This is a genomic window from Methylomonas sp. Uni0011 (assembly GCF_056850255.1).
Genome location: NZ_JBVVNO010000001.1, coordinates 357,763 through 383,092 on the forward strand (window position 1 = coordinate 357,763; position 25,330 = coordinate 383,092).

Below are 25,330 nucleotides of genomic sequence, written 5' to 3' on the forward strand. Positions count from 1 at the left end.
CCGCTTCCCTCGCCGGGAAATTTACCCGACACCGGCCCTAGCCTTGCCCATCCGGTCGCTCGAAAAATATAGCCGACCCGCGGAATTAAACCTAACCACGAATGGCTAAATCGGCAAGCCCTGCTATATCTAGCTGGGTAAAAAACCTCAATCCTGTTTGGAAGCACTCAGCTTGGCAACGACAACCCACATCAGTTATTTGGACACCATCCGCGGCCTGGCTGCACTCGCCGTGATCAGCGAACACTTCGTCATCGCTTACGGCCTACCCTGCCAGTCGGCGCTCTGCGAGCGCATCCTGGACTTTTCGCCGGCACATATCTGGTGGGACGGCACCGCCGCAGTCTCGATGTTTTTCGTACTGAGCGGCTTCGTGTTGTCGCTCAAATACTTTCCGGCCGGTCAATCGCCCGATATCGGCCGTTTCGAACTCGATCGTTTTCTGATCGGCCGCGTATGTCGAATCTGGCTGCCTTACTTACTGGTGCTAGCCATAAGCGCCGGCTTGTTCGCACTACACTTCGACCGCCCGCCATTGTCTAGCCGCTTGGCGCCAAGCGCATGGATCGTTGACATGTGGCACCGTTACCCCTTGGACTTCCCGGCAATGCTGCGCGAAGCTTTTTTGCCAAAACTGCCGGAACTGATTGTATTGTTACCGCAAGCCTGGACGCTCAGCATTGAGTTGGTGTTGTCCTTATTGCTACCGCTGGGCTTGCTGTTGAGCCAGCGAGGTACGGCCTGGCTGTTGTTTTTCAGCACCCTCGCCACCGGCCTGCTGGGTGTGTCGCTCTTCCTGTGGCATTTCGTGCTTGGCCTGACCTTGGCGAGATACCACCAGGCGCTGGAAACCCGTTTGCGCGGCAGGCGCCCTTTGCGCTATCTGTTACTGCTATGCGGCCTGCTGTTATACACCTCGGATACGCTGTTTACCGCAAAGTCGGTCGGCGAAAACACGCTGTGGCTCGGCACCGGCCTGGGTGCCGGCCTGATTTTGGCGGTGTTCGCCGCGTCGCCGCGCTGGCAAAAACTGTTATCGATCGCCGCGTTGCGCCAAATCGGTAAAGTGTCTTACAGTGCTTATCTGACGCACATGGCAGTGCTGATAAACCTGACGCCGCATTTACTGATTGCTCTGGAACATATCAGCCAGAATAGATTGCTGCTGTGGTTCGGCGGCTGGTTGGGAACCATCATTACCGTGCAAGGATTGTCCCTGGTGTTTTATCATGTCTTGGAAATACCCAGCATGGTGCTGGGCAGACGGCTTGCCGAAGCCCTGCGCCCGCACCGCAGTTTGACGCCGCCACCCATATCTTCCGTATTGCCGCCTAACTCATGAAATCCCTAATTGCGCCCCAATCCCGCTTTGGCTTGATCTGGTTTTGCCTCAGCCTCCTCGCCTACGTTCAATCCGCCGGCGCCGACACCACCGCTGCCGACTGGGCGGCGGTTACCAGCCCCAGCAGCGATGCCGGACAAAGCATAGGTACCTATAACGGAGGCTGCATTGCCGGCGCGGGGGCGCTACCGCTGGACGGCCCCGGTTACCAGGTGATGCGCCTGTCGCGCAAACGCTATTTCGGCCACCCGTCATTGATCAACTTCATCCAACAACTGGGCCTGATATCGGCGCGGGACAATCTCGGGACGCTGTTGATCGGCGACCTCGGCCAAGCGCGCGGCGGCCCGACGCCGAGTGGACACCGCAGCCACCAAACCGGGCTGGACGTCGACATCTGGTTTTTGCTATTGAATCCGGCCGAGCCGCGCATCTTGAGCGAGGCGGAACGCGAAACCAAGAACGCGATTTCCGTAGTCGATAGCCGTGCCGATGCCGTCGATCGCCGATCCTGGAACGCGGCACACGCCCGCGTCCTGGAAGCCGCCGCCCGGCAGCCGGAAGTGGATCGTATCTTCGTCAATCCCAGCATTAAGCAAGAGCTGTGCAGCCGCAAATCGCCGGGCGCGACTGACTGGCTGCGTAAAATCAGGCCTTGGTGGAAGCACGACGATCATTTCCATGTCCGCCTGAAATGCCCGCCGCATAACGCGTTGTGCCAAGCGCAAGAGCCGCTACCCGCCGGCGACGGCTGCGACGCCAGTCTGGCCTGGTGGTTTTCCGACGAAGCCAAAGCGCCCGGCAAAAGTGCCCCGCAACCGCCGCCGCCCCTGCCGCCGCAGTGCGAACAACTCCTGCGCCAACCCTGATTCGGCAAACATTAGGCTGGCGGCGCTCAGTTCTGAACCCCGCCAACCAACAGCTCCAGCAGTTTCGGCCCGGCTAACGGTTCGGCGAACAGGTAGCCCTGCGCATAATCGCAACCGGCTGCGATCAGCCAATCGCGTTGCGGTAAGGTCGCCACGCCTTCGGCGACCACTTTTAAACCCAATTTGTGCGCCATGACGATAATCGCTTCGCACAAAGCTTCGTCCTGCGACCCCGGGCTCAAGTTGTTGATAAACGTGCGGTCGATTTTGATGTAATCGATGTCGAATTTTTTGATGTAGGACAACGACGAGTAGCCGGTTCCGAAATCGTCGATGGCGACTTGCACTCCGGCGTCGCGAAAATCCAGCAACCTGGCTTTAGTCACGGTTTGGGCATCCAATAACAAGCCCTCGGTAATCTCCACCACGACTGCCGTGCCGTCCAGTTCCAAACTCTTCAGGTAATCGAGCCAGGCAAATTCGGCGCCCGAACGCTGGCGGAATTGCACCGGCGATTTATTCACGCTGATTTGGAAATCGGTTCGATAGCGTTCGCGCAGACACTTGGCTTGCAACGCGGCTTGCCGAAACACCCAATCACCGATCTCGTGGATCAAACCGCTTTCTTCCGCCAAAGGTATGAATTGGGCCGGACTGACCATACCGCGGTGCGGATGACGCCAACGCAGTAAGGCTTCGGCCTTGGTCACCGCTTCGCCCGGCAATTCGACAATCGGCTGGTAATACACCTCGAATTCGCGGTTGGCCAACGCGCTGCGCAAATCGGTGACCATACCCAAGCGGAACTGAGCGGTTTGCTGCATCGACGCCGTGAAAAAACTGTAACCATTGCGCCCTCTTTCCTTGGCGGCGTACATCGCCTGGTCGGCGTTTTTGATCAACTGTTCCTGATCCAAGGAATCGTGCGGATATAGCGTGATACCGATGCTGACAGTGAGGTAATTCAGTTTGCCGTTGAGCGGGAACGGCTCCGCCATGGTACGCAGAATATTCTGGGCCACGCGTTCGGCGCTTTCGCCGTTTTCCAAGTCGGGCAGAATAATGGTGAATTCGTCGCCCCCCAGGCGCGAGACGGTATCGGTATCGCGGACGCAACCGACCAGCCGTTCGGCGGCAATCTGCAACAGGCTGTCGCCCTGGATATGACCCAAAATGTCGTTGATTTCCTTGAACCGGTCCAGATCCAGAAACAACAGCGCCACTACGCTGCCGTGGCGGTGAGCTTTTTTGATCTCGCGCGCCAAACGATCGAGAAACATGCGCCGGTTGGGCAACGCGGTCAAGCTATCGAAATTGGCCTGACGCCAAATCTGCTCTTCCGACAACTTTTTCTCGGTGATATCCGAAAACAGCCCGATATAGTGTCTGACTTCGCCGCCGCTCGCCGACAAGGTCGAGATACTCAGCAACCCGGCGTGCAATTCGCCGTTGCGTTTCCGGTTCCAGATCTCGCCCCGCCAATAACCCTGCTCGCGAACGGCTTGCCACATATCGGCGAAAAACTCCGGCGGATGCCGGCCGGAATTGAGCATCCGCGGATTTTGGCCTATCGCCTGGTCCCGCGAGTAGCCCGTGATTTTACAGAAACTCGGGTTGACGTCGACGATGGTGCCGCCGACATCGGTAATCATGATGGCTTCGTGCGCGTCCTGAAATACCCGCGCCGACAATTCCAAACGGTCTTCGGCTTCGATCCGCTCGGTCACGTCGCGGCTGATTCCGACCAAAGCCGTTGGCTCGCCGTTCGGACCGAACACCGGGGTTTCGACCGTTTCCAAGCAAACCTGCCCGCCAGCCGGGAGCGCGAGCCGGCGCTCGAAACGGACGGATCGGCCAGTCTGCAAAACCCGCATGTCGTGTTCGCGAAAGCAATCAGCGGTTTCGCCGTCGAAAATATCGAAATCCGACTTGCCGACCAATTCCGCTGCGCCGATGCCGGCATAGCTCTCGAATGCCTTATTGCATCCGCGATAAACCCCATCGCGGTCTTTCAAAAACATCTGGTCCGGCACTGCGTCAATCAGACTGCGCAATAGAGACTGTTCCTGCTCAAGCGAATCTTGCGCAGCCCGCGCCGAGCCGGCATCGCGAAACCTCAATAGCCAGCCGATCCTGGCTCCGTCGGGGCTGAAGATCGGCGCTGCGCAGCCGGCGACAGGGTATTCCGTGCCGTCTTTAGCCAGCAGAACCAGCCAGTCGGCCAGTGCAGTACGACTGCCGGCCGCCAACGCTTCAAGGACCGGAGGGCTATCGGGATCGAGGCTACGGAACACCCGCTCCAGCGGCTGGCCAGCAACGTCAGCCGTTTGCCAACCGGTCAATTGGTGCGCGCTGCAGTTCATGAAACGGATCCGGCCTTGCGCATCGGTAGCGATAAAGGCATCGCCGATCGCCGACAGCATCGCCGTCAAATGATCGTTGCTCTCCGCCAGTCCGGCGACGGTAGCCGCCAATTCGGCCGCCATTCGGTTAAAAGCCTCGCCCAACAACGCCATCTCTCCGCCGCCGGTCAATTGCGCGCGCGCCAGGTAGTCGCCGCCGGCAAAACGCCGCAGCACATCGAGCAGATGCCGTAGCGGCCGCATCAGCCCCAGCGAAACCGCTAAAACGATCATAACCGGTAACGAAACAGCGAAAACCCAGGCCGGGGCAATTGCATGGCCGAACGCGGCCCCGTTGGCCTCTCTGTCGCGCGACAGACCGAATTGCAACACCAACAATCCGACCGGATCGGGACCCAGCCGGTCGGCACCGGAAACCATTGTCACCGCTTGATAGACCGTCGCCTGCTGCCGGTCGGGGAGGAAACGGATTGACACTTGCCGCTCCGCACGCAGTCGGACAAACTCCGCGGCCCCCAGCTCAGGTAACAATTCGGCAGCACTTTTGCCCAACCATTCCGAACGCGTCGCCTGCAACACCATGCCGTTGTCGTCGAACAACGCGGCGCTATCGCGTTTAACGTCCACGACCAAAGCGGCCATGCGTCCGGCAATCAATTCCGGCTGGCCGCGCCGGAACAAGGCTTCGATATCCTGCGCGGCATCAGCCGCCACATGACGGATCTGCTGTAGCTCGCCGGTTTGGCTAGCGCTCGATAGCCCGTCATGCTGGTACCACAGCTGCAAACCGCAATACGCGATCACCAACGCCGGCAAGCTTGTACTCAGGCGCAAGGCGAATGTCCGTTTCACGGCCGCCCCGCGACGCAGCCCGGCGGCAGGCAGCAATTGTTGCGGCGGCGTCTGATGCGCGATCTTGACCAGACCGGGTTGCGCAACAAAACACCTGCCTCTCGGTTCACGGAGAACTCTCCCGGTCGATATAGGGCGGCGGCGAACTCGACCAACGCCAGAATATGCGGCGATAACGTCGACACGGAGCGGTTAGCAGTAGCCATTCATTGATATCCAAGCATTCAATCCGTAAGGCAAAGCCATCCGGCGGTTTGTTAAGGATAGAATTGCAAGGCTTGCGCCGATCGGGAACTCCGGTCTCACAAGCATTGCAGCCGGAAAAAAGTGGGCGCCGCGGCTTTACGCCTTTCCTGGAAACGGCAAATTCAAAAGACTTCCCGTCACCGTTTAACTACAAAGATTAGCTGCGGCGGGCGGGATTTCAAATCGATGGCTTGGAAGATGGAGGTTTGGCAAAAACCCTTGCCGAAGCCGGCCCTCCCTGGCCGGTGTCACAGCAAGATCAATGATGGCAGCCGGCACCGTGGATGTGGCCGTGGGCAATCTCGTCGGCGCTGGCTGGGCGGACTTCGACCACTTCGACGTCGAAGGTCAAATCTTCCCCGGCCAGCGGGTGATTGCCGTCTATCGTAATGTCGTCGCCATCGATTTGGGTGATGGTAATAATGCCGGGGCCGTAGCTGACTTCGGCGTGAAATTGCATGCCGACTTCGATATCCATCCCATCGAACATATTTCTGGAAACAACCTGAATCATCTCTTCCGACACTTCGCCATAGGCTTGGTCGGCCGGAATCGTCACGTTGAACTTGTCTCCGGCCTGCTTGCCGGTCAAAGCCGCTTCCAAGCCGGCGATGATATTGCCGGCACCGTGCAGGTAAACCAGCGGAGCTTCGCCTCTGGAACTATCCAACTGCTCGCCGCTGCCGTTGGTCAAGGTGTAATGGATGGAAACGGCGGTTTTGTCTGAAATTTGCATAAGGCGTCTTTACCGGTGAAAAAAGCCGACATGATAAGCCCTTTTGCCGCCCGGCGCGCCTATTTCTGGTACTCGATCGAGTTGATATACCAGGTGAACACGCCGGCATCGGTTTTGACCACGGCATCGTCATCCACCTGCTTTTTCAACAAGGCCCGCGCCATCGGCGAATCGACCGAAATGTAATCTTTCCGATCGAAAATCTCGTCGTAGCCGGCAATCCGAAACCGCTTTTTTTCGCCCTCGTCGTTCTCGATCTCGACCCAGGCGCCGAAAAACACCCTGCCCTCCTGCTCCGGGTGATAATCGACCACCTTCAAGCAATCCAGCCGCTTTTGCAGATATCGCACCCGGCGGTCGATCTCGCGCAAGCGCTTCTTGTTGTATTGGTAGTCGGCGTTTTCGCTGCGGTCGCCCAAGCTGGCGGCCCAAGTCACCAGTTTGGTCACCTCCGGCCGTTCCACCCGCCAAAGATGATCCAATTCCTGTTGCAATTTTTCGTAACCCTGCCGGGTAATCAACGGTGTCGCCATGGTTTTGCCCGCCTCGTTTCGGGAAGCCTGAGAATGCCGATCAATGCAATTGCCGCAATTGCAAACGGCGCAATTGCGGCGCCAGTTTTGCGGTGCCGGCCACGACCAGTAAGGTCATCACGCCGCCGAACACGACCGACGGCACCAAACCCATCAATCGCGCCGCGACGCCGGACTCGAATGCGCCCAATTCGTTGGACGAGCCGATAAAGATGCCGTTGATGGCCGACACCCGGCCGCGCATCGGATCCGGCGTCGCCAATTGCAAAATCGTGGTGCGCATCACCACCGAGACGCCGTCGAACAGACCGGACAACAACAAAAACGCGCCGCCCAACCAGAAATTTCGCGCCAGGGCGAAGCCGATCATACAGACGCCAAAGCCGGCGACGGCCGCCAACAGCCAGCGCCCGGCGTGGCGATCGATCGGAAACCGGGCCAGAAATAAACCCATCATCACCGCCCCGACCGCCGGCGCCGCGCGCAGAATGCCCAAACCTTCCGGCCCGTAATGGTAAATTTCGTGGATAAAAGCCGGCAACATCGCCACGGCCCCGCCGAACAATACCGCAAACATGTCCAGCGACTGCGCGCCCAGCACGATTTGATTGCCGAACACGAAACGCAGGCCTTCGCCGATACTGGTAAAAATCGGCGCGCTTTCCGCCGGCTGCGGCTCCGCCACCCGTAACGACAACAATGCCAGCGTGGCGAGCACGCACAACCCGGTCGCGGTTTCGTAAGCCGCGGTCTTACCGGCCCAAGCGACAATCAAACCACCGATGGCCGGTCCGGCCACCAGTCCGAATTGGAATGCCGAACTGCCGATGCCCGCGGCACGGGCGTATTGTTCGCGCGGCAGGACCAAGGCGAACAGCGCGCTGTAGCTGGGGCCGATGAAAGCTCTGGCAATACCGGTCAAGGCAATCGCCGCGTAAATCCATACCAGCGGCCGGTTGGCGATCCAGGCTTCGGATACCGCGACCAACATCAGGCCGTTCAAGGCCACCAGCAGGCTGGCGCCAAGACCGAACCAGCGCCGGGAATAGTGGTCCACCGCGTAACCGGCGAACAACGCGCAACAGAAATAAGGAATCACCTCGGCCAGACCGATTAGCCCCAATGCCAACGCGTCATGGGTTAATTCGTAAATATGCCAACCGACGACGATAGCCATCATCTGGTAGGCCAACACGATCAACAAGCGGAAACTGAGTAATTTGATGAAGGCGGTATTGAAATAAGCGGGCAGATGCATGTCGAGTCGCGGCGAAAGGGTCAAAATGCGGCGTGGGCCGCGCGCCGCGTAGTGTACCGCGTTTCGACCGGCGCTTGCCGCAAACGGACTAGTGGACCGGCAGATTGAGAAATCGGCGGTATTGGCTATTATCAGACAGTAATCCGCTTGAGTAACGAGGGCTTCGATGAGCTTGACCGCAACCCAGACCCAACACCACAACCGCAGGTTGGCGCTACGCATCTACGAACAGGTCAACCTTTTCTACCAAGCGATACCCGACGGCGAATTGTCCGCCCACACCACAGGCCGGGCCGGACGAGTCCTGCCGCCGTCGAGCAGTGTCGAAAACGATACCTTGCAAGCCAATATCAGCGCCAACGGTATGTCGTTCACCGCGAAAGAGCGCATGCTAACCGGCGACTATTTACTCCTCAGAATTCTGTTGTTGTCGAGCATGACCACGATCAGTACTTGCGGCCAGGTGGTGTATTGCAAACCCAGCAACCCCTACGAAGACAACCGCTATCCGCATACGGTAGGGATCCGCTTCGTCAACTTGAGCGAAGCCGACGGCGCATTGCTGCGGCGCCATGTCGACCGCCGCAACAAACAAGAAATGACGATCAAAGCCTTAACCGCCGCGTTGTTGCTAACGGCGCTGGCGATGCCGGATCTGGCCTGGGCGCTGCTGCTCGGGTTACTGCACCATCTGTGGGAAATCGCGCTGCATGTCGCCCATCTGCTGTTCGAATACCTGGAAATGGGCCTGGACCACGTAGTCGAACATTTACTGCATACCGGTACTCACGAAACCCAGGTCATCGTGTTCTATACCATTGTCACGCTCGCTTCCGTGGTAGCATATTTCGTCGGCCGCAGGATTCCGGCAGCCGGCAAACGTTGGCTGAACAAACTGCTGCTATTCGCGTTGCGGAAAAAATCCAGTTACGGCTATTTCTGGGAGCAGCAAAGCGGTCTGGACAAATTGAAAATCGTCGGCATTAGCGCCACCGCAATCACCGCATACCTGTACTTGGCGTTCTAAACGTCCCGCCGGTTTCGCCCCGCCAACCGCTGCGGCGCCGGATTTTACCGGATTTTACAATTCCCGCCGGAACGCGTCGGCCGCAATTACGTCACAATATCCGCTCGCTCGGCACACGACAGCCGACCTAAAAATAGCGCGGCAATGCAAACACTCCGATATGATTCAGCAAAGCCATACGATTTGAGTCCGCTGGCAGCAGCCAATCACACTGCAAAATGCTAAATGTTTATTTCAAAACCAATCGGCCATTTCAAATGCCCAGTTTGTTAAGGGCCCAACAGCAGCGCGCATGACAACGCCCAATACCGAATCCGCCCGCAAGCCGGTCCGGCAACCAACCGCCGCCAGCCGCCTCCCGCTCACTGAGTACAGTTAAATTGCACAACCGTATGACAAATCAAGCAACGACTCCGCCGACACGCGGCCAAAGCCGAATCCGGCTTTGGCTGGCAATCCTGCTGACGCTCAGTGCAGCCGGCACCGGCATTTATTTCCTTCAAGGGACAACCGCTCCGGACAAAAAAGCCGAGCGCGGCGCTAAAAGCAAACGCTTTGGCCAGGACGACGACGCACCGGCGGTGGTATCGGTCGCGACCGCGCGCAGCGGCGATTTCCCGGTATATCTGAACGCACTCGGCACCGTCACCGCGCTCCGCACCGTCACAGTCAAACCGCGGGTAGACGGCGAACTGGTCAAGGTTTATTTCAGCGAAGGCCAGCCGGTCAAGGCCGGCGACCTGCTGGCCGAAATCGACCCGCGGCCGTTTCAAGTACAGTTACAACAGGCTCAAGGCCAATTGCAACGCGACGAAGCGCTGTTGAAAAACGCCGAGCTGGACCAAGCCCGCTACCAAACCCTGCTGGAACAGGATTCGATCGCCGCCCAGCAAACCGTGACTCAAGAATCCTTGGTTAAACAATACCGCGGCAGCGTGGAAATGGATAAGGCCCAGGTCGACAACGCCAAATTACAACTAAGTTACGCCAAAGTGACCGCGCCGATTGCCGGCCGAGTCGGCTTACGGCAAATCGACCAGGGCAATATCGTCCGCGCCAGCGACGCCGCCGGCTTGGTCGTAATCACCCAAACCCAGCCGATCAACATCGTGTTCACCTTGGCGGAAGACCAATTGCCGGAGGTGGCGAAACACTACCGGTCAGGCAAAGACATTGGCGTCGAAGCCTATGACCGCAGCGGCAAAACCAAGCTCGCCGACGGCAAACTGATGGCGCTGGACAACCAGATCGACCCGACTACCGGCACCATCAAACTCAAAGCCCAATTCGACAACCGCGAACAAACCCTGTTCGCCAACCAGTTCGTTAACGTCAAAATGCACCTGGACACGCTGCGCGGGGTTACCCAAATTCCGGCCGCGGCACTGCAACACGACGCCCAAGGCCCCTTCGTCTTTATCGTCGACGGCGAAAACGTCGCTCATCTGCGCCGGATCGAACCGGGCCCGAGCAACGACGAAAAGATCGCGGTGCCGGCAGCACTGGCGGCCGGAGAGGCTCTGATCGTCAACGGCAGCGACCGGGTCAAGGACGGCAGCAAAGTCGATGTTGCCGAAAGGGACGGCCAGGCCGTTGCCGCCCCGGCCAACCCAAACCCGGCGGAAGGCGAAGCAGGCAAACGTCGGCGACGGGGATAATGCATGAGTTTCAGCGAACCGGGCAAGGCCGGTTTCAATCCGTCCAAGCTATTCATCCTGCGGCCGGTAGCAACCTCGCTGCTGATGTTCGCGCTATTGCTGGTCGGCGTGCTGGCCTACCGCTTGTTGCCGGTATCGGCGCTGCCGCAGGTCGATTATCCGACCATCCAGGTCACCACGCTCTACCCCGGCGCCAGCCCGGAAGTGATGACCGCGATCGTCACCGCGCCGTTGGAGCGCCAATTCGGGCAAATGCCGGGCTTGACCCAAATGACTTCGACCAGCTCCGGCGGGGCGTCGGTCATCACTTTGCAGTTCAACCTAAACCTGGACTTGGACGTTGCCGAGCAAACCGTGCAGGCTGCGATTAATGCCGCCGCCAATTTCCTGCCCAACGACTTGCCGCAGGCGCCGATTTACAGCAAGGTTAACCCGGCCGACACGCCGATCATGACCTTGGCGGTCAGCTCGAAGACGCTGCCGCTGTTCAAAGTCGAAGACCTGGTCGATACCCGCATCGCCCAGAAAATCGCCCAGTTGCCCGGCGTGGGCATGGTCAGCATCAGCGGCGGCCAGCGGCCGGCGGTGCGGATACAGGCCAACCACAAAGCCTTGGCGGCTTACGGCATCAGCCTGGAAGACGTCCGCGCCGCGATCGCAGCCGCCAACGTGGCTCAGCCCAAGGGCTCGATCAACGGCCCGGCTCGAGCGGCGGCGATAGACAGCAACGACCAATTACGCTCGGCCGCCGAATACCGCGAGTTGATCGTGACCTACAAAAACGGCGCCCCGGTCAAGTTAGCCAACGTCGCCAACGTGGTCGACGCTGCCGAAAACATCCGCTTGGCCGCTTGGGCTAACGACACCGCGGCGGTCATCGTCAACATTCAGCGCCAACCCGGCGCCAACGTGATCGAAGTCGTCGACCGCATCAAAGAATTACTCCCCAAATTGCAGGCCTCGCTGCCCGGCGGTATCGAAGTCTCGGCCTTGACCGACCGCACCGTCACCATCCGCGCCTCGGTCCACGACGTCCAATTCGAACTGCTGCTGGCGGTGGCGCTGGTGGTGATGGTGATCTTCCTGTTTTTACGCAATATTCCGGCGACCATTATCCCCGGCGTCGCGGTGCCGCTGTCCTTGGTCGGCACTTTCGCGGCGATGTATCTGGCCGAATTCAGCATCAACAACCTGACCTTGATGGCGCTGACCATCGCCACCGGCTTTGTGGTGGACGATGCGATTGTGGTCATCGAAAACATCTCCCGCTACATCGAGCGCGGCGAATCGCCGCTGCAAGCCGCGTTGAAAGGCTCCGAGCAAATCGGCTTTACCATTATTTCACTGACGTTTTCGCTGGTCGCGGTGTTGATCCCGCTGCTGTTCATGTCCGACGTGGTCGGCCGCTTGTTTCGGGAATTCGCAATCACCTTGGCGGTGGCGATTCTGATTTCGGCGGTGGTCTCGCTGACCTTGACGCCGATGATGTGCGCCAAATTATTGCGCAGCAGCCAGGCCGGGGCCGAGCCTGAAACCGGCTGGTTCGGCCGATTAATCGCGGTTTACGGCCGCACGCTGGAATGGGTGATGCGCCGGCAAACCGCCACGCTGTTGGTATTCTTTGCGACCGTGGCATTGACGGTGGCGATGTACCTGTGGATTCCGAAAGGCTTTTTCCCCAGCCAGGATACCGGCATCATTCAAGGCTTTTCCGAAGCACCGCAGACCGTGTCGTTTCAGGCGCTGGCCGAGCAGCAGCAAAAGTTGGCCGCTGTCATCCTGGCCAACCCGGCGGTGGCAAGCCTGTCTTCCTTCATCGGCGTCGACAGTATCAACCCGACCCCAAACAGCGGCCGCTTCCTGATTAACTTGAAACCGCACGGGCAGCGGCCGCCGGCATCCGCAGTCATCGCGTCGTTGCAGCAACAAGTGACGGGACTGACGGGAATCGAGTTATATCTGCAACCGGTGCAGGATTTGACGATGGAAAACCGCGTCACCCGCACCCAGTATCAATTTACCCTGGAAGGCGCCGATCGGGACGAACTGAACCGCTGGACCGGCAAATTAGTGGATGAGCTGCGCGCTAAGCCCGAATTCAGCGACGCGGTCAGCGACGTGCTGGATCAAGGCCGGCAAGTGTTCGTCGAAATAGACCGGGCAACGGCCAGCCGGCTCGGCGTCAGCACGGCGGCGGTCGACAATGCCTTGTACAACGCCTACGGCCAGCGTCTGGTCTCGACCATCTTTACCCAGGCCAACCAATACCGGGTGGTGTTGGAAGTCGATCCGGCCGAGCAAACCAGTCCGACGGCGCTGAACGAATTGCGGGTGCCCTCCACCAACGGCAGCCAGGTGCCGCTATCGGCGATTGCCCACCTATCCGAGCGGCCGACCACCTTGGCGATCAACCATCTCGACCAGTATCCGGTCAGCACCGTATCCTTCAATCTGGCGCCCGGTTACGCCTTGGGCGACGCGATTGCCGCGGTCGAAGCGGCCAAGCAGCATATCGAATTGCCGTTGTCGATCCGCAGCCAGTACCAGGGCGCGGCCCAAGCCTTCACCGCCTCGTTAACCCATACCCTATGGCTGATTCTGGCGGCGATCGTCACGGTCTATATCGTCCTCGGCGTACTCTACGAAAGCTATATCCACCCGCTGACGATCCTGTCCACCCTGCCTTCGGCCGGCGTCGGCGCGCTGCTGGCCTTACAACTATCGAATAACGATCTGGGCATCATCGGTATCATCGGCATTATTTTGTTGATCGGCATCGTCAAGAAGAACGCGATCATGATGATCGACTTTGCGCTGGACGCCGAACGCCAGCAAGGCCTGCCGCCGGAACAGGCGATTTTTCAGGCCTGTCTGCTGCGGTTCCGGCCGATTGTGATGACCACGCTGGCCGCGCTGCTCGGCGCCCTGCCGTTAATGCTGGGCAACGGCGTCGGTGCAGAACTGCGTCATCCGCTGGGTATCACGATGGTCGGCGGCCTGTTGCTCAGCCAACTGCTGACCTTGTACACCACGCCGGTGATTTATCTGGCGATGGATCATCTGGCGCGGCGGGTGAAAACGGCATTGGGATTGGACGGCGACGATTCGGCCGAAGCCAACGGCGAGTCGCGATGAATCTGTCGGCATTGTTCATCCGCCGCCCGGTCGCCACCACGCTGCTGACCGTGGCGATTTCGCTGTGCGGGATACTAGCGTTTTTGAGTTTGCCGGTGTCGTCGTTGCCGCAGGTGGATTTCCCGACCGTGTCGGTGCAGGCGCAATTGCCCGGCGCCGACGCCGAAACCATGGCCACTACCGTCGCCACACCGCTGGAGCGGGCGTTGGGCCGCATCGCCGGGGTCAGCGAAATGACCTCCAACAGTTCGCAAGGCTCCACCTCGATTACGCTGCAATTCGATTTGAATCGCGACATCGACGGCGCCTGCCGCGACGTGCAAGCCGCGATCAACGCGGCCGCCAGCATGCTGCCCAGTAACATGCCGAATCGGCCCAGCTACCGGCGCGACAATCCGTCCGACTCGCCGATCCTGATTCTGGCGTTGACCTCGGACAGCATTCCTCGCGGCCAGATGTACGATGCCGCCTCGACGCTGTTGTTGCAAAAAATTTCCCAAATTCCCGGTATCGGCCAAGTGCAGATCGGCGGCGCGGCCTTGCCGGCGGTGCGGGTGGAATTGAATCCCAACGCCCTCAGCCATTACGGCATAGGCTTGGACGACGTCCGCACCACCATCGCCCAGACTAACGTCACCCGGCCGAAAGGAGTGTTGGAAAACGCCGACACCCGCTGGCAGATTCAGGCCAACGACCAGGCGCGTAAGGCCGCAGAGTATCTGCCCTTGATTGTGGCTTACCGCAACGGTGCGCCGGTGCGGATTTCCGACCTGGGTCAGGCGGTCGATTCGGTCGAAGACCTGCGCAACACCGGCCTGCATAACGGCAAGCCGTCGGTATTGTTGATCATCCGCAAGCAAGCGTTGGCCAATGTGATCCAGACCGTCGACGAAGTGCTGGCGGTGTTGCCGCAATTAAAGGCCGCGCTGCCCAGCAATATCGAGCTGTCGGTGGTGGTCGACCGCTCGCTGTCGATCCGGGCCTCGATCCGGGAAGTCGAACACGGCCTGTTCGTTGCGGTAGCGCTGGTGATCCTGGTGGTGTTGGTGTTTCTGCGTAACCCGCGCTCGGCGCTGGTGCCCATCGTCGCGGTACCCGCCTCCCTGCTCGGCGCCTGCGGTGTGATGTATTTGTGCGGGTTCAGCCTCAACAATCTGACCCTGATGGCGCTGACCGTTGCCACCGGCTTCGTGGTCGACGATGCCATCGTCGTGGTCGAGAACAGCAACCGCCATATCGAACAAGGGGTGCCACCGTTCCGGGCCGCGCTGCTGGCGGCCAACGAAGTCGGTTTCACCGTATTGTCGATGAGCGTATCGTTGGTGGCGGTATTCCTGCCCATCCTGCTGATGGGCGGCGTGCCGGGCCGTTTGTTCCGCGAATTCGGCGTAACCCTGTCGGCGGCGGTATTGGTATCGCTGCTGGTTTCATTGACGACGACGCCGATGCTGTGCGCGCGCTGGCTGGGTCGCGACGGCGGGCAACACGGCCGCCTCTATTACGCAATCGGCGCCGGCTTCGACCGGCTGCAACATCTTTACCGCACCAGCCTGGCTTGGACCTTGCGCCACGGCCGATTCATACTGGTGTTGCTGCTGGCGACGATAGGCCTGAACGTTTATCTTTATATCCATATCGACAAAGGCTTTTTTCCGACCCAGGACGGCGGCCGACTGCTGGGCGAAATTCAAACCGATCAGAACACCTCGTTCCAAACCTTGCAAAAGCAGTTCGGGCAGATCTCGGACATCCTGCTGAAAGACCCGGCGGTGGCCAACGTCGCCGGCTTCGCCGGCAGCTCGCAAAGCGCGAACAGTGCCCGGATATTCATCACCTTGAAACCGCACCAACAGCGCGACGGGATCGACATCGTCATGGAGCGACTACGCAAAGCGGCCGGGCGGATACCCGGCGCCAATCTGCACATATCGCCGTCGCAAGAATTGCGCATCGGCGGCCGGCCGTCGTTCGGCCTGATCGATTACGCGCTGCAAGCCGACGATCTGCAACTGCTCCGGGAATGGACGCCCAAGGTACAGTCCGCCTTTGCCAAATTGCCGGAATTGAGCGACGTCAGTACCAGCCAGCAGGATAAAGGCGAACAGATCGGCCTGACCGTCAACCGCGATCTGGCGGCGCGCTACGGCGTCAGCCAGGCCTTGATCGACAATAGCCTGAACAGCGCCTTCGGCCAGCGTCAGGTGTCGGTGATCTACAACCCGTTAAACCAGTATCGGGTGATCATGGAAGTAGCGCCGCAATACTGGCAGTCGACCGAGACCTTGAAACAACTCTATATCAGTGCGCCCGGCCAAGCCGGCAGCGGCGGACCCAACCAAGCCAAGCAAATTCCGTTGTCCGCGCTGGCCAGTTTTGCGCCGAGCAATACGCCGTTAACGGTGCGCCATCAGGGCCAGTTTGCCGTCGGCGAATTATCGTTCAACCTGAAACCCGGCGTATCCATGTCGACCGCCAGCGCCGCGATCGAGCAGACATTACGCGACATCGGCCTGCCGGCCAACATCACTGCCGGCTTTCAAGGCTCGGGCAAGGCCTTTCAGGAGGCGCTCCGCAATCAACCCTGGCTGGTGTTGGCGGCGCTGCTGAGCATTTACATCGTGCTCGGCATCCTCTACGAGAGCCTGACGCATCCGTTCACCATTCTTTCGACCTTGCCATCAGCCGGCGTCGGTGCCCTGCTGGCGTTGATGGCCTGCGGCAAGGAATTCAGCATCATTGCCTTGATCGGCGTGATCCTGCTGATCGGCATCGTCAAGAAAAACGCCATCATGATGATCGATTTTGCTTTGCAGGCCGAACGCGAACACGGCCTGAACTCGCACGACGCCATTTTCGAAGCCTGCCTGCTACGGTTCCGGCCGATTCTGATGACGACCTTGGCCGCCTTGTTCGGTGCACTGCCTCTGGCCTTGGGCAGCGGTTACGGCGCGGAATTGCGGCAGCCGTTGGGCATAGCGATTATCGGCGGTCTGGTTTTCAGCCAACTGCTGACCTTGTATACCACGCCGGTGGTGTATCTTTACCTGGACCGTTTCCGACTCTGGCTCAACGGCCGTTTCAGCAACCCGACCGCCCGTCCGGCGGCGAATTCCCAGCCACTGTAATTTCATGCGTCCACGACAAAAAACTGCCGCAGTCTGTTGCTTACTGGTTCTACCATTGGCCGCCTGCACGGTCGGTCCCGATTACATGCGCCCGCAAGCCACGATCAGCGACGAATTCAAGGAAGCCAAAGGCTGGAAGCCGGCTCAGCCGCGCGACAGCGGATTGCCGGGCAAATGGTGGGAAATTTTCGGCGACCCGCTGTTAAACAGCCTGGAAGAACAGGTCGCCGGCGCCAACCAGTCCGTGATTCAAGCCGAGGCCCAATACCGCCAAGCCCAGCATCTGGTGCAATCGGCGCAATCGTCGCTGTTGCCGGTGGCTACATTGACCGGCAGCTTCAATCGTTTCAAAGCCGCGACCGGCCAAAACGTCGCCGTTGCCGGCGTACGCAATCTATTCGGTCAGGCGGTGGGTATCGCCTGGGAGCCGGATTTATGGGGCCGGGTCCGCCGCCAACTGGAAGCCAATACCGACAGCGCCCAAGCCAGCGCCGCCACCTTGCACGGCTTGATTCTGTCCAGCCAAGCCACGTTAGCCGACAATTACTTTCAATTGAAGACATTGGACGCGCAGAAGGCGCTGCTGGATGAAACCATCGCCGCGTTTACCAAGACCCTGGAAATCACCAAAAACCGCTATGCGGTCGGCGTCGCCGCCAAAGCCGACGTGGTCCAGGCCGAAACCCAGTTGGAAACGGTGCGCGCCCAAGCCATCGACCTGGGGGTGCAACGCGCTAAACTGGAGCACGCAATCGCAGTATTGATCGGTAAAACACCGGCCGAATTGGCTTTGGACCCGGCGCCGCTGAACGCGCAACCGCCCGGTATTCCGGTCAGCCTGCCGTCGGAGTTGCTGGAGCGCCGGCCGGACATCGCCGCTGCGGAGCGCCAGATCGCCGCCGCCAACGCCCAAATCGGCGTCGCCAAAGCCGCCTATTACCCGACGTTGAATCTGGCCGGCACCAACGGCTTCCAATCCGGCGACCCCGGCAATCTGTTTACGATGGCCCGGCGCTACTGGTCATTGGGTCCGGCGGGGCTGGCCCTGACCCTATTCGACGGCGGCGTGACGAACGCCCAATACAAACAGGCCATCGCCGCCTACGACGCCAGCGTCGCCGCTTACCGGCAGACCGTGCTGACCGGCTTTCAGGAAGTGGAGGATAATTTGGCCGCGTTACGGATACTGGAACAGGAAAGCCAAGTCCAGGACAAAGCGGTTGCCAACGCCAAACAAGCGCTGGCCTTGACCAACAACCAATACCAAGCCGGCACCGTCAGTTATTTGAACGTGATGACCGCGCAAACCGCCGCGCTGGCCAATCAACAAACCGCCGTGCAGTTATTGGGGCAGCGCCTGTCGGCGGCGGTACAACTGGTCAAAGCCCTCGGCGGCGGCTGGAACGAAACCCTGCTGCCGACCGCAGACCAGGCCGACGGCGAGCGGAAATGGACCGACTATTTGATTCTGCCGCTGGTGGAGTAAACCGGCCAAGCCAGCCGGTTTGGCGGCAAGGCGGCATTCGGCCGGTTCCAGTGATTGTGGCAGGCAGCGAATATCAACGGTACCCGTTGCGAAATCGGTTAACCGCCATCGGCCAACAATACCCGGCCCAATAGACTCTGGGTTTCGATCGCCGCCTCCGGCGCCACCGCGCAACGCGCGATCAGCCCCTGCAACTCGGCACGCAGCGCTTGGTTACCCTGTTGTTCCGAAGCCAGTATTTGGCGGATATCGGCCGACACCGCCGCCAAGGCCGATTGCAACCCCTTGTGCAAGCCCTTTAATGCCGCGTTATACAACGAAGGCTGAATTTTCTTGTGCAAGAAAAACGGAATCAGCCAACTCAAACCGATCAGCAGCACGCTGTGCACGGCAAAGTCGGTACCGAGGTAGGCGCTGTTTTCGGCGGCACTGTGGTAGTAGCCGGAAAAAACCTGATAGCCGACCACTCCCATTGCCGCCAGCGGCAGTAAGGTTTCGCCGACAGCCGCGGCCTTCATCAGCAGACGCTGGGCGCCGTTGCCGGGATTCAACATCGCTTGGCGCCCGGCCAGTTCGGTTTGGGCGGCCAGGGTCTTACCGGCGTTCTCGCGGATAGTCTGCAGCGCGGACTTCAGCGGTTTGGTCGGCAAATTGGCTTGCGCCGCCTGCAGAATCAGTTCGTCGAGCATATCGTTCAGCCGGTTTTGCGCCCATTCGTCCCATAACGAAATCTCGGCGTTCTGGCCAAGCTTGTCCGCCCAACACTTGGCAAGCTGCTGCATGGCCCAGGCCAACCCCTGATGCAAATTCGCTTCCGTTTGCGGCCATAGCGCGTCGAGATTAGTCTGTAAGGCGCCAAAATCGCGGCCGTCGATCTCGGCGGCCAGCTGTTGCAAGGTTTGCTGCAGGCGTCTAAGCCGCAGTTGCTGATTGCGGCGTTCCAAGCGGGCAACGTTATGCCGGCCGGACAACTGTCGCAATTGCTCCAGCAACAGACCGAATTCGTCGCCATCCGGTTCGCTGCAACTGGTACGGAACAGCAAGGGGTCGGCGAAGCCGGCCTTGGCCAGCTGCTGTTTGAAGTCGTCGTATTGCACGGCCAGGCCGCGGTCCCATTGGTTCATGACGAACAACCAGGCGTGTTTGGCGCCCTCCGCCAGCAGCAATTGCCAAGCCTTATTGTCGCGATAACGTTCCGGACTGACCACGTACAGTAATACGTCGATATGCGGCAGCCATTCCAGCACCAAGCGTTTGTTGCCGAGTTCGACGCTATCGAAATCCGGCATGTCGATCCAGACGATATGGCTATTGCTCTCATCGTGGTGACGGCTGATTTTGATGCTGTCCAGCGGCAAACCCTCCGGCAGTTTATCGATGCTCAGGCTCTGGTGATGGTAGAGCGTCACTTCCCGCGAGGTCGGCCGTTCGATGCCGGCCCTGGCGATGGCCTGGCCGGCCAGGCGGTTTAACAGGCTGCTCTTGCCGACGCCGGTCCCGCCCATGAAGGCGACGATCAGCGGCATGTCGGTTTGACCGCTGTCGGGCTTAAACAATGGCCCCGAGCCGGCTTGATCCAGGTTGTCGAACAGTCCGGCCTGTTCCGCGCTTATCCGGCCGTGGGCAGCGGCGTTTGTCGCCCAGCGTTGGGCATCGGCCACCAATTCAGAGTATGCGCAAGCCATGTTTCTTCTCTTTCAGCGCCAGCTCTGCGGCATGGCATTGTTGTTCGGAGATGTTGAACCGGGTCTGGCTATGCACGGCAAGCGGCAGTTGGTACAAACGCTGCCCCAGACAGTCGTCGAATAAGGTATTTTTCACGGTAGTGAATTGGTGCTGTTTCAATTCGGCTTCGACCCGATGCATGTAACTGCCGATGGCGCTTTCCGCCAGCAGCGAGGTGATGGTCAAGATCAGCGGCGTAATCACCAAATCTTGCACGCCGATGCCGCCGGCCTGAATCGCCAGCAGCATCGCGCCGGCGTCGGTGGTGGCGCGGGTCGCGCGCAGACTGTTCAGAATCAGCGGCTGATCCTGCAATTTGCGGTACAAGCGTTGCGCGGCGGCTTCGACGTCCTGCTGGAAATCTTGGTGGTAACTATCGACCGCGCGTTGGTAGGCCAGCAAAATTTCGCCGCGGCGTTGGCGCAGGGCCATCGCGTTTTCCCGCCACCAATAGCTGTCGGCCGGCTCGGTTTCGGTCTTCTCCAGCACCCGGTCGGCCAGCCGGATCAGCAAATGCTCGCCCAATTGCTGCAACACCGCCAGTTCGTGGCTGGGATTGGCCGCCGATTTGGCATTGCCCCAATCCAGCAATTTGCGAAACGGCCAAGTCATGGCCCGTCGGGTCTTGCCCAATACCCGCGCCAAGCCGGGAATCTCCAACAGCGTCAGCAGATTCAACAATGCATTCTGGAAGGTCTGGTAGTGATGGGGGTGATTTAAATAATCGCGCCGGTAGTCGTTCAACGCGTCGGCCAGACATTGGTCCACCAGGGTCTGCCAATGGCGTTGGGCGTGGTGCTCGCTGAATACCGGCTCTAGCCAAGGCAGCCAATAGCGGCTGACAAGCTGTTGCTGCTTGACCGAATGCTTGTTCCTGATGACTTTCTGCGTCAGCTCGGCGACCGCGCTACCCGCGCGGGCCGGCCATTGCGGCTGGGCCGGGGCTTTCTGGAACAAGATCCCCAGCATCGGCGGCGGCGGATCGGCCCGGGTTTGCCGCCATTTGTCGCGCAACGATTCCAAAATGACCGCCTCGCTGCCTTCCATAAGCTTATTGACGCAAATCAGGGTCGGCTGTTGGTAAGCCTCGATGAATTTCATCAACTCCCAAACCGATTGGTCGGCGTATTTTTCCTTGCTGACCACCAAAATCACCGCGTCGGCCAAGGCGATGGTGCGGACCACGCCCTCCCGGTAATCGGCGGAGTCGATCGAGTCGAAATCCGGGGTATCCCACAGTACACAGTCGGGTAGCCAGGCGGAAACGTTGCCGCAGGGACTCAGCGAATAACAATCGTAACGCCCCGGCCGTAACGCGTCGCGCCCCAGCTGCTGGAAACGGCCGAAATAATGCTGCAGGCCGTCGCAAGCCTCCGCTGCCACTCGATGACAGAAGCCCTGGGCATGGACCGTATAGCCGGCCAAAGGGCTGACGCCCGCGCTATCGCTATTCAACAACAAATTGACGACCGAACTTTTCCCGGCCTGGGTCGGGCCGATCACGGCAATCTGCAAAGGCAAGCCCGGCTGGTTTTCCAGCAGCTGGCCTTTGCGGATGAAGGCTTCGGCGTGGAGTAACTGTTCTATGCGTTGCTGGTATTCCCCGAAGCGGGAATGTTTTCGATCCAACTGCTGTAGCACAATTTCGTAACGCTGTTTGAGAAGTTGGATAAAATCCAGCATGTGGTAAGCTTGTGTTTTTAATTACCGAGTAATTTGGTTTGTTGGGTGACCCGCATTACAACCATTATAAATACAAAAATCGGGTTTGTTTATTTAGCCACTGGGGGGCTGCACTATGAAAAAAGCGTCAACGGTATTGGTTTTACTGCTCTGTTCGGTGATGGTCGGTTGCAATAAAAGCAACCAGATCAACGGCAGCAGCATGAAAACCGTCAACAGGTCGATCAGCCATATCAAGGAAAAATTGCCGCTGGACCAACGCATCGAATTCGAAGTGTCGTTCTGGACTCTGCGCGACGAGATCCGCAGCAACCAGGAGTTCCTGGACGCAATTGACGGCAAAACCCCCGAACAGTTGATAGAAACCGGCAAGGAATTGTTCGCCAAACGCAAGTCGTCCGGCAACAAAGAGTACGCTCAATACGAATCCTGGGACCAAATGATTACCCAGTATTCGCAAGAGCGCATCGACCAAAACCGCAAGAAAACGCCTGACGCCCGCGATAAAAACCCGCCGGCACGGGTCGATTACAAAATGCACGCGATGTAATTACTTGCGTACGGCCACCGGGGCCGGCAGTTGCTTCTGATCCGCAAGGACGGCAACGAACAGGCTGGCCTCGGTAATGGTTTTCTCCATCACCTCGATCAACTTCGAAATATCCACGCCAATCTCGACGAACTCGTGCCGCAACGCTGCAATGGCATGGGCATTGAGGTTGTGCTTCAAAAACAGCACCTGGTCCTGAAACGCCGCCAATACCGGCACCATCCGATTTTCCGCAGTTTGCAGCGCCTTGAGTAAACGCGCATATTGCTGGCGGGATTTTTTCAATTGCTGCTGGCTGCGGGCACGCAAAGCCCGATTGCTGTACAAATCCAGCTCCGCTTCCCATTCGGCAAACAAGGCCTCGCTGACCTCCTCCACCGCCTGTATCTTTTGGCTGACGGTGTCGGCCTTGCTGCGGCAGACATCGTAGCGCCGCTTCAATTGCTGGTAGCGTTGTTCCAACGAACTCTCCGGCAAATGCACCAGGGTTTTGAATTTATCCAGCGCCTCGACGAATTGGTCGCGGCTATCTTTCAGGCTATGACAGGCCTGGTCGACCTGCATCACGACGATGTCGCGTTTATGGTGGCCGAGCAGGGACTCCCGGCTCTGGTAATACGCTTTGCGCAAGCGCCGGTTCAGAAGGGCTTTCAGGAAATTAATCATGATGGAACACGAAGTCGTCTTTATTGACCACGCTGATTTTACAGGAAGCGGCGTCAGCGAAACGGGCAAAAGCCGGATCAAGGATGCCTTGCCGCTGCAATTCCGGCCAGTCGGTCCCGGCCGCGACCGGCGCCGACTTGACCACCACCAATTCGTCGGCCGCAATCCGCCCGGCCAGCCAGGCGGCCAGACTGTCCGAGGTGACGTCCCAACTAGCCGGAACTCCGGCCGCATCCAATTCGGCGACTTGCGGCGCCCAGACCCAGGTTTTGGCCGCCGCCCCGGCTGCAAGCGAGTCGGTAGCTACCAGGATTTCCAGCTCGGGCAGCAGCCCGCGCATCAATTCGGCCATCTGCTGCATCGCCAGTAAGGCCATCCGGTGCGCCGCGACTTCGTCGAACCGATAATCGCGTTGCGCGGCGCGAACCTGGTCGGCAAACCGGCCGCCGCCCGGAACGATGACTTTAAGTCCCGGCCGCCGCGCCACCGCCGCCAAACAAGCCGGCAATGCCGCCGTTTCCAACAAGCTGCCGCCTAGTTTGACGACGCAAATCATTCGCTAAATTGCGCCAACACCTGCAACAGTGCCGCCGCTTTATCGAAGCATTCCTGATATTCTGCGTCCAGTACCGAATCATTGACGATGCCGCCGCCGGCCCAGAAGCGAATCGTGCCGCGGTTGTGCACCAGGGTCCGGATCGCGATATTGGTGTCCATATTGCCGTCGAAGCCGACGTAGCCGATCGCACCGCAATAAACTCCGCGCCGATGCGGTTCCAATTCCTCGATGATTTCCATGGCCCGGATTTTCGGCGCGCCGGTGATTGAGCCGCCCGGAAAACAACTGCGCAACAAATCCAGCGCATGCTGGCCGGGCGCCAACTGGCCGGTGACGGTACTGACCAAGTGATGCACGGTGGCGTAGCTTTCCACTGCGAACAAATTCGGCACCCAGACCGAACCTTTCCGGCAACACTTGCCCAAGTCGTTACGCAGCAAATCGACGATCATCACGTTTTCCGCCCTGTCCTTGGCGCTAGCCACCAAGTCTTCGATCTGGGCTTGATCCTGTTCCGGGTCCGCACGGCGCGGGCGGGTACCCTTGATCGGCTTGGTTTCGACCGCGCCGTCGGTCACTTTCAAAAAACGCTCGGGCGACGAACTCAATACCTGGACGTCCGGCAGATTCAAATAGGCGCTGAACGGCGCGGCATTGATCCGCCGCAGCACCTCGAAGGCCTGCCACGGCTCGCCGACGCAGGCGCTGCTGAAACGCTGGGTCAGATTGATCTGGTAGCAATCGCCTTCTTTCAAATAATCTTTGATTTTGTTGAAGGCCGCCGCATATTGGCGCTTGTCCATGTTGGCGGCAGGCGCCTGCAACACCCGGAAAGCTGCAGTCGGACCCTGTGGCGATCGTTGGCTGAACTCGGCGATTAAGCGTTGTAGCAGTTCATCGGTCAAACCGTAACCGACCAGCCAGCTTTGCTGTTGCTGATGATCGACGACCACCGCCCAACGGTAAATGCCGACCGCCATGTCGGCAATGCCCTCGGCGTCCGCGGCGATGGCAGGTAATTTTTCGATACGCCGGGCCAAGTCGTAGGCAAAGTAACCGATCGCCCCGCCGCAGAACGGCAAACCGTCGATTGCCGGCAATACCTGTCCCAGTTGCTGCTTCAACAATTCGAACGGGTCCGCAGCGCTTTCGACGACCTGCCCGTCGCGTTCGATCCTGGTCAGGTTGCCGTAGGTTTGCAGAGTGGTTACGGGCGCATAAGCCAGAATATCGTAACGGTCCTGACGACTGTGAGGTTGGGCGCTATCCAGGAACACCGCCCACGGCAGATGGGCAATAGGGGCGAATAATTGCGCGCTGTCCGGAAAATACGGCAGCGGATGTTTAGTGGGTTTGGCTAGAAGCATTAAACGCGGATGCAGGGCCGGCTTGACCGGCAAGGACGTGATTGAACACCGCAAGATTTTATACCAGCCGCCGGCTTTAACCAAACCCGCCGACCCGACTCGCCCGGAAAGGCCCTTAGCCGGCAACGGCCGGATTTAAAAAATGCGACC

17 protein-coding genes are annotated in these 25,330 nt (G+C 59.3%); 8 read left to right on the forward strand and 9 right to left on the reverse strand.

Translation table 11 applies throughout. From position 1 onward, the window contains the following. Positions 1 to 172: 172 nt before the first annotated feature. A complete protein-coding gene (locus AC0IM9_RS01610; RefSeq protein ID WP_482802806.1) occupies positions 173 to 1,342 on the forward strand; it encodes an acyltransferase family protein in 1,170 nt (389 codons plus the stop codon). Beyond that, positions 1,339 to 2,211, forward strand: a complete 873-nt coding sequence (gene mepA, locus AC0IM9_RS01615; protein ID WP_482802807.1) for a penicillin-insensitive murein endopeptidase — start codon at positions 1,339 to 1,341, stop codon at positions 2,209 to 2,211. The genes AC0IM9_RS01610 and mepA overlap by 4 nt, the downstream gene beginning before the upstream one ends. Positions 2,212 to 2,237: 26 nt before the next feature. Here the strand turns inward: mepA and AC0IM9_RS01620 are convergent, their stop codons facing one another. The 4 genes from AC0IM9_RS01620 to AC0IM9_RS01635 form a co-directional block, all read right to left on the reverse strand. Beyond that, complete coding sequence (locus tag AC0IM9_RS01620) at positions 2,238 to 5,426, reverse strand: EAL domain-containing protein (protein WP_482802808.1); 3,189 nt, start codon at positions 5,424 to 5,426, stop codon at positions 2,238 to 2,240. Positions 5,427 to 5,931: 505 nt separating this feature from the next. Next, the gene (locus AC0IM9_RS01625) at positions 5,932 to 6,408 is read right to left on the reverse strand and encodes an FKBP-type peptidyl-prolyl cis-trans isomerase (RefSeq protein WP_140913355.1); all 477 of its coding nucleotides are present in this window, start codon (positions 6,406 to 6,408) and stop codon (positions 5,932 to 5,934) included. Between the two features lie 59 nt (positions 6,409 to 6,467). Beyond that, a complete protein-coding gene (gene greB, locus AC0IM9_RS01630) occupies positions 6,468 to 6,941 on the reverse strand; it encodes a transcription elongation factor GreB (protein ID WP_482802809.1) in 474 nt (157 codons plus the stop codon). 40 nt (positions 6,942 to 6,981) lie between these two features. After that, a complete protein-coding gene (locus tag AC0IM9_RS01635; protein ID WP_482802810.1) occupies positions 6,982 to 8,199 on the reverse strand; it encodes an MFS transporter in 1,218 nt (405 codons plus the stop codon). A 166-nt stretch (positions 8,200 to 8,365) separates the two neighbouring features. Between AC0IM9_RS01635 and AC0IM9_RS01640 the strand changes: the two genes are divergently transcribed. The 5 genes from AC0IM9_RS01640 (at position 8,366) to AC0IM9_RS01660 (ending at position 18,630) form a co-directional block, all read left to right on the forward strand. Next, entirely contained in the window at positions 8,366 to 9,226 is an 861-nt protein-coding gene (locus AC0IM9_RS01640) for a PilZ domain-containing protein (RefSeq protein ID WP_482802811.1), read from the forward strand. Between the two features lie 392 nt (positions 9,227 to 9,618). Next, positions 9,619 to 10,884, forward strand: coding sequence for an MdtA/MuxA family multidrug efflux RND transporter periplasmic adaptor subunit (locus AC0IM9_RS01645; RefSeq protein ID WP_482802812.1), 1,266 nt, complete (start codon positions 9,619 to 9,621; stop codon positions 10,882 to 10,884). Between the two features lie 3 nt (positions 10,885 to 10,887). After that, positions 10,888 to 14,019: an MdtB/MuxB family multidrug efflux RND transporter permease subunit gene (locus tag AC0IM9_RS01650; RefSeq protein ID WP_482802813.1), complete on the forward strand. Its 3,132-nt coding sequence runs from the start codon at positions 10,888 to 10,890 to the stop codon at positions 14,017 to 14,019. Next, a complete protein-coding gene (locus AC0IM9_RS01655; RefSeq protein ID WP_482802814.1) occupies positions 14,016 to 17,144 on the forward strand; it encodes an efflux RND transporter permease subunit in 3,129 nt (1,042 codons plus the stop codon). Before AC0IM9_RS01650 ends, AC0IM9_RS01655 begins: the two co-directional genes overlap by 4 nt. Positions 17,145 to 17,148: 4 nt before the next feature. After that, positions 17,149 to 18,630, forward strand: coding sequence for an efflux transporter outer membrane subunit (locus AC0IM9_RS01660; RefSeq protein ID WP_482802815.1), 1,482 nt, complete (start codon positions 17,149 to 17,151; stop codon positions 18,628 to 18,630). A 98-nt stretch (positions 18,631 to 18,728) separates the two neighbouring features. On the opposite strand, the gene AC0IM9_RS01665 is transcribed toward AC0IM9_RS01660, so the two are convergent. Both AC0IM9_RS01665 and AC0IM9_RS01670 read right to left on the reverse strand, forming a co-directional pair. Then, positions 18,729 to 20,315, reverse strand: coding sequence for a GTPase (locus AC0IM9_RS01665; RefSeq protein WP_140913347.1), 1,587 nt, complete (start codon positions 20,313 to 20,315; stop codon positions 18,729 to 18,731). Continuing rightward, complete coding sequence (locus tag AC0IM9_RS01670) at positions 20,296 to 22,038, reverse strand: GTPase (protein ID WP_482802816.1); 1,743 nt, start codon at positions 22,036 to 22,038, stop codon at positions 20,296 to 20,298. The genes AC0IM9_RS01665 and AC0IM9_RS01670 overlap by 20 nt, the downstream gene beginning before the upstream one ends. A gap of 115 nt (positions 22,039 to 22,153) precedes the next feature. Between AC0IM9_RS01670 and AC0IM9_RS01675 the strand changes: the two genes are divergently transcribed. Next, a complete protein-coding gene (locus tag AC0IM9_RS01675) occupies positions 22,154 to 22,588 on the forward strand; it encodes a DUF6694 family lipoprotein (protein WP_140913345.1) in 435 nt (144 codons plus the stop codon). Here AC0IM9_RS01675 and AC0IM9_RS01680 read toward each other — a convergent pair whose 3' ends face one another. From AC0IM9_RS01680 to pabB, 3 genes are read right to left on the reverse strand one after another with little or no spacing between them, the layout of a single operon-like run. Then, a complete protein-coding gene (locus AC0IM9_RS01680) occupies positions 22,589 to 23,254 on the reverse strand; it encodes a DUF2959 domain-containing protein (protein ID WP_140913344.1) in 666 nt (221 codons plus the stop codon). It lies immediately after the preceding gene. Then, positions 23,247 to 23,810, reverse strand: coding sequence for an amino acid kinase family protein (locus AC0IM9_RS01685; RefSeq protein ID WP_140913343.1), 564 nt, complete (start codon positions 23,808 to 23,810; stop codon positions 23,247 to 23,249). The genes AC0IM9_RS01680 and AC0IM9_RS01685 overlap by 8 nt, the downstream gene beginning before the upstream one ends. Further along, on the reverse strand, positions 23,807 to 25,180 hold the full coding sequence (pabB, locus tag AC0IM9_RS01690) for an aminodeoxychorismate synthase component I (RefSeq protein ID WP_482802817.1): 1,374 nt from the start codon (positions 25,178 to 25,180) through the stop codon (positions 23,807 to 23,809). Before pabB ends, AC0IM9_RS01685 begins: the two co-directional genes overlap by 4 nt. Positions 25,181 to 25,330: the final 150 nt, after the last annotated feature.